This window comes from Arhodomonas sp. KWT, assembly GCF_010993615.1.
The window spans coordinates 34,424-37,370 of sequence record NZ_WNXE01000001.1; the positions used below are offsets into that span (position 1 = coordinate 34,424).

The 2,947-nt window shown below is 70.1% G+C and carries 3 protein-coding genes and 1 pseudogene; all 4 read left to right on the forward strand.

The features are described from left to right. On the forward strand, positions 1-785 hold a 785-nt coding region (locus G7A99_RS00170; protein ID WP_305792302.1), incomplete at its 5' end, for a flagellar M-ring protein FliF C-terminal domain-containing protein. 6 nt (positions 786-791) lie between these two features. Beyond that, on the forward strand, positions 792-1,778 hold the full coding sequence (fliG, locus tag G7A99_RS00175) for a flagellar motor switch protein FliG (protein ID WP_018717365.1): 987 nt from the start codon (positions 792-794) through the stop codon (positions 1,776-1,778). Next, a complete protein-coding gene (locus tag G7A99_RS00180) occupies positions 1,775-2,491 on the forward strand; it encodes a flagellar assembly protein FliH (protein ID WP_163138572.1) in 717 nt (238 codons plus the stop codon). Before fliG ends, G7A99_RS00180 begins: the two co-directional genes overlap by 4 nt. Then, positions 2,484-2,947, forward strand: a pseudogene (gene fliI / locus G7A99_RS25025) (flagellum-specific ATP synthase FliI); the annotation flags it as partial. The gene G7A99_RS00180 and the pseudogene fliI, both read left to right, overlap by 8 nt.

The following is a 2,947-nucleotide window of genomic DNA, read 5'->3' on the forward strand; positions in this document are numbered from 1 at the left end:
GACAGCAGGGACAGCAGGGTCAACAGGGCGCGAACGCTCAGGGTCAGGGCGGCCAGGGCGGCCAGGGCGGCAACGCCCAGGGCCAGGGCGGTCAGGGCGGCGCCCAGACGCAGGTGGTGGACGCCAGCGAGAGCGCGACCCGCAACTACGAGGTCAGCCGGGTGGTCAGCCACCGCAAGGGCGAGGTGGGCACGATCCAGCGCCTCTCGGTGGCGGTGTTGCTGGACCAGCCGACCACGACCAATGATGCGGGTGAGACGGTGGCCGATCCGTTTTCCGCCGACCAGCTCGAGGAGATCCGCTCGCTGGTCCAGCGCGCTGTGGGCTTCAACCCCGGCAGGGGCGATACACTGGACGTGGTGAGCACGGAATTCCGTGCCCCGGTGGAGCAGGCGCCGGACGTGTCGCCGCCGCTCTGGGAGCAGCCCTGGGTATGGGAGCTCGGGCGGTTGCTGCTCGCGACCATCGTGGGGCTGGTGTTGATCCTGGCAGTGATTCGCCCGCTCATCCAGGGCCTGCTCGGACGCGACCGGCGCCGCGACGGTGAGGCGCGCGAGGACGGCGAGGCGGCAGCTCAGAGCGCGCAGCTCGAGGGGCAGAGTGCTGAGCAGGCGCAGCTTATGGCCGAGCGGGCCCAGCGACAGGTCGAGAGCGGCGGTGGCAGCCGGGGCAGCGAGGAGTACGAGCAGCGCGTGCAGGCGGCACGCGAGATGGCCAGTAGCGAGCCGGCACTGGCGGCGAACGTCATCAAGAGCTGGCTCAGTCCGGAAGGCAGCAGCGAGTAGCACGGCATGACGGGTGCGGAGCGCGCGGCGATATTTCTCATGACCCTCGGCGAGAACGAGGCGGCCGAGATCATGCAGCACCTGGGCCCGCGGGAAGTCCAGCAGCTGGGACTAGCCATGTCGAGCCTGGAAAACGTCTCCAAGGATCAGGTCAACAAGGTCCTCAACGACTTCGTCACCACCGTCGAGGAGCAGACGTCGCTGGGCATCGGCAACACCGACTACATCCGCTCGGTGCTGGTCAAGGCCCTGGGCGAGGACCGCGCCGGCAGCATCATCGACCGCATCCTCATGGGCGGCAACACCCGCGGCCTGGAGCAGCTCAAGTGGCTCGATCCACGCACGATCGCGGAGATGGTGCGCCTGGAACACCCGCAGATCATCGCCATCGTGCTTGCCTACCTGGACGCCGACCAGGCCGCGCAGGTGCTCGCGGAGCTGCCGGATCGTATCCGCCACGACATCGTCATGCGTATCGCCACCCTGGAGAGCATCCAGCCCGCCGCGCTGCAGGAGCTCGACGAGATCATGGAGCGTCAATTCTCCGGCAAGCAGCGGATCAAGTCGTCGTCCATCGGCGGGGCACAGTCGGCGGCGAACATCATGAACTACCTCGACTCCAGCGTTGAGAGCGACGTCATGGAGCATATCCAGACCGCCGACAGCGAGCTCGGCGACCAGATCCAGGACCTCATGTTCGTGTTCGACGACCTCGCCGACGTCGACGACCGCGGCGTGCAGCTGCTGCTGCGCGAGGTCGGCACGGACATCCTCGTGCTCGCGCTCAAGGGCGCGGACGACCGGGTCAAGGACAAGGTCATGCGCAACCTCTCCAAGCGCGCCGCCGAGATGCTCCAGGACGATCTCGAGGCCAAGGGGCCGGTGCGCGTCAGCGAGGTCGAGCAGGCGCAGAAGGAAATCCTTACCGTGGCGCGGCGGCTTGCCGATGAGGGCCAGATCATGCTCGGCGGCGGTGGGGAGTCCTTTGTATGAGCGAGCGTATCCGCCCGATCTGGGCCGAGGAGAACGACACGGGTGTCGCCAGTGCGTGGGAGATCCCCGATATGGCGGGCAACCGGCGCGACGAGGCCACCGAGCCGGCGCCGGAGATGCCGAGCGTCGAGGAGATCGAACGGATGCAGGCCGAGGCGCGTGCCGAGGCCGCGCGGGAGGGGCGCCGCGAAGGCTACGAAAAGGGCTTCGCCGAGGGCCGGCAAGCGGGCCTGGACCAGGGGCAGGCGGAGATCAAACGCCGTGCCGGCGAGCTCCAGGCCCTGCTCGATTCGCTCCAGGCCCCAGCCGCGGAGATGGACGCCGAGGTGGAGCAGGGGCTCGCCGAGCTCGCCCTGGCGGTGGCCCGGCAGGTCATTCGCCGGGAAATCGTCACCCAGCCCGGCGAGATCGTCGGCGTGGTGCGCGAGGCGGTGGCGGAGCTGCCGCTGGACAACCGTGAGGTGCGCCTGAGGGTGCATCCGGACGATGCCGCCGTGCTCCGCGATGCCGGCGTCGAGGGTGAATGGCGGATCGTTGAGGATCCGTCGGTCAACCGGGGTGGCTGCCTGGTGGACAGCGGTGCTTCCCACGTGGACGCGCGGCTGGAGACCCGGATCGCCAACGTCGCGGCCTCGCTGCTCGGCGACGGCCGGGACGGTGACACGGCCGCGGAGGGCGGGGCGGATCCAGCCGGGGAGGCGGACGATGACTGAGGCCCGCCGCGTGGACTGGGCCGGGCGCCTCGCCGCCCGGCGCGACGGACTGCGGCGGCCGGTCCCCGTCGTTGAGGGGCGGTTGCGCCGGATGATCGGACTCACCCTGGAGGCCGAGGGCTGCGAGGCCCCGGTGGGCTCGCGCTGCGAGATTTTCGGGCACGGCGATCACAGCGTTGAGGCGGAAGTGGTCGGCTTTGCCGAGGGGCGGCTGTTCCTGATGCCCACCGGCGCGCTCCACGGGGTGACCCCGAACGCACGGGTGCTCCCCCGTGAGGAGGCACTCGCGGCGCACGTTGGTCCCGATCTGCTCGGACGCGTGCTCGATGGCGGCGGTGAGCCGCTGGACGACCGTCCCGCGCCGGAGGCGCCGGCACGCATGCCCCTCGCCGGTCGCTCGATCAACCCGCTGGGGCGTGCCCCCATCCGTGAGCCCCTGGATGTGGGCATCCGCGC

Bases quoted from the DNA above. Each gene is read 5' to 3' on its own strand.
- fliG (WP_018717365.1), top strand. From the start codon at position 792: ATGACGGGTGCGGAGCGCGCGGCGATATTTCTCATGACCCTCGGCGAG.
- G7A99_RS00180 (WP_163138572.1), top strand. From the start codon at position 1,775: ATGAGCGAGCGTATCCGCCCGATCTGGGCCGAGGAGAACGACACGGGT.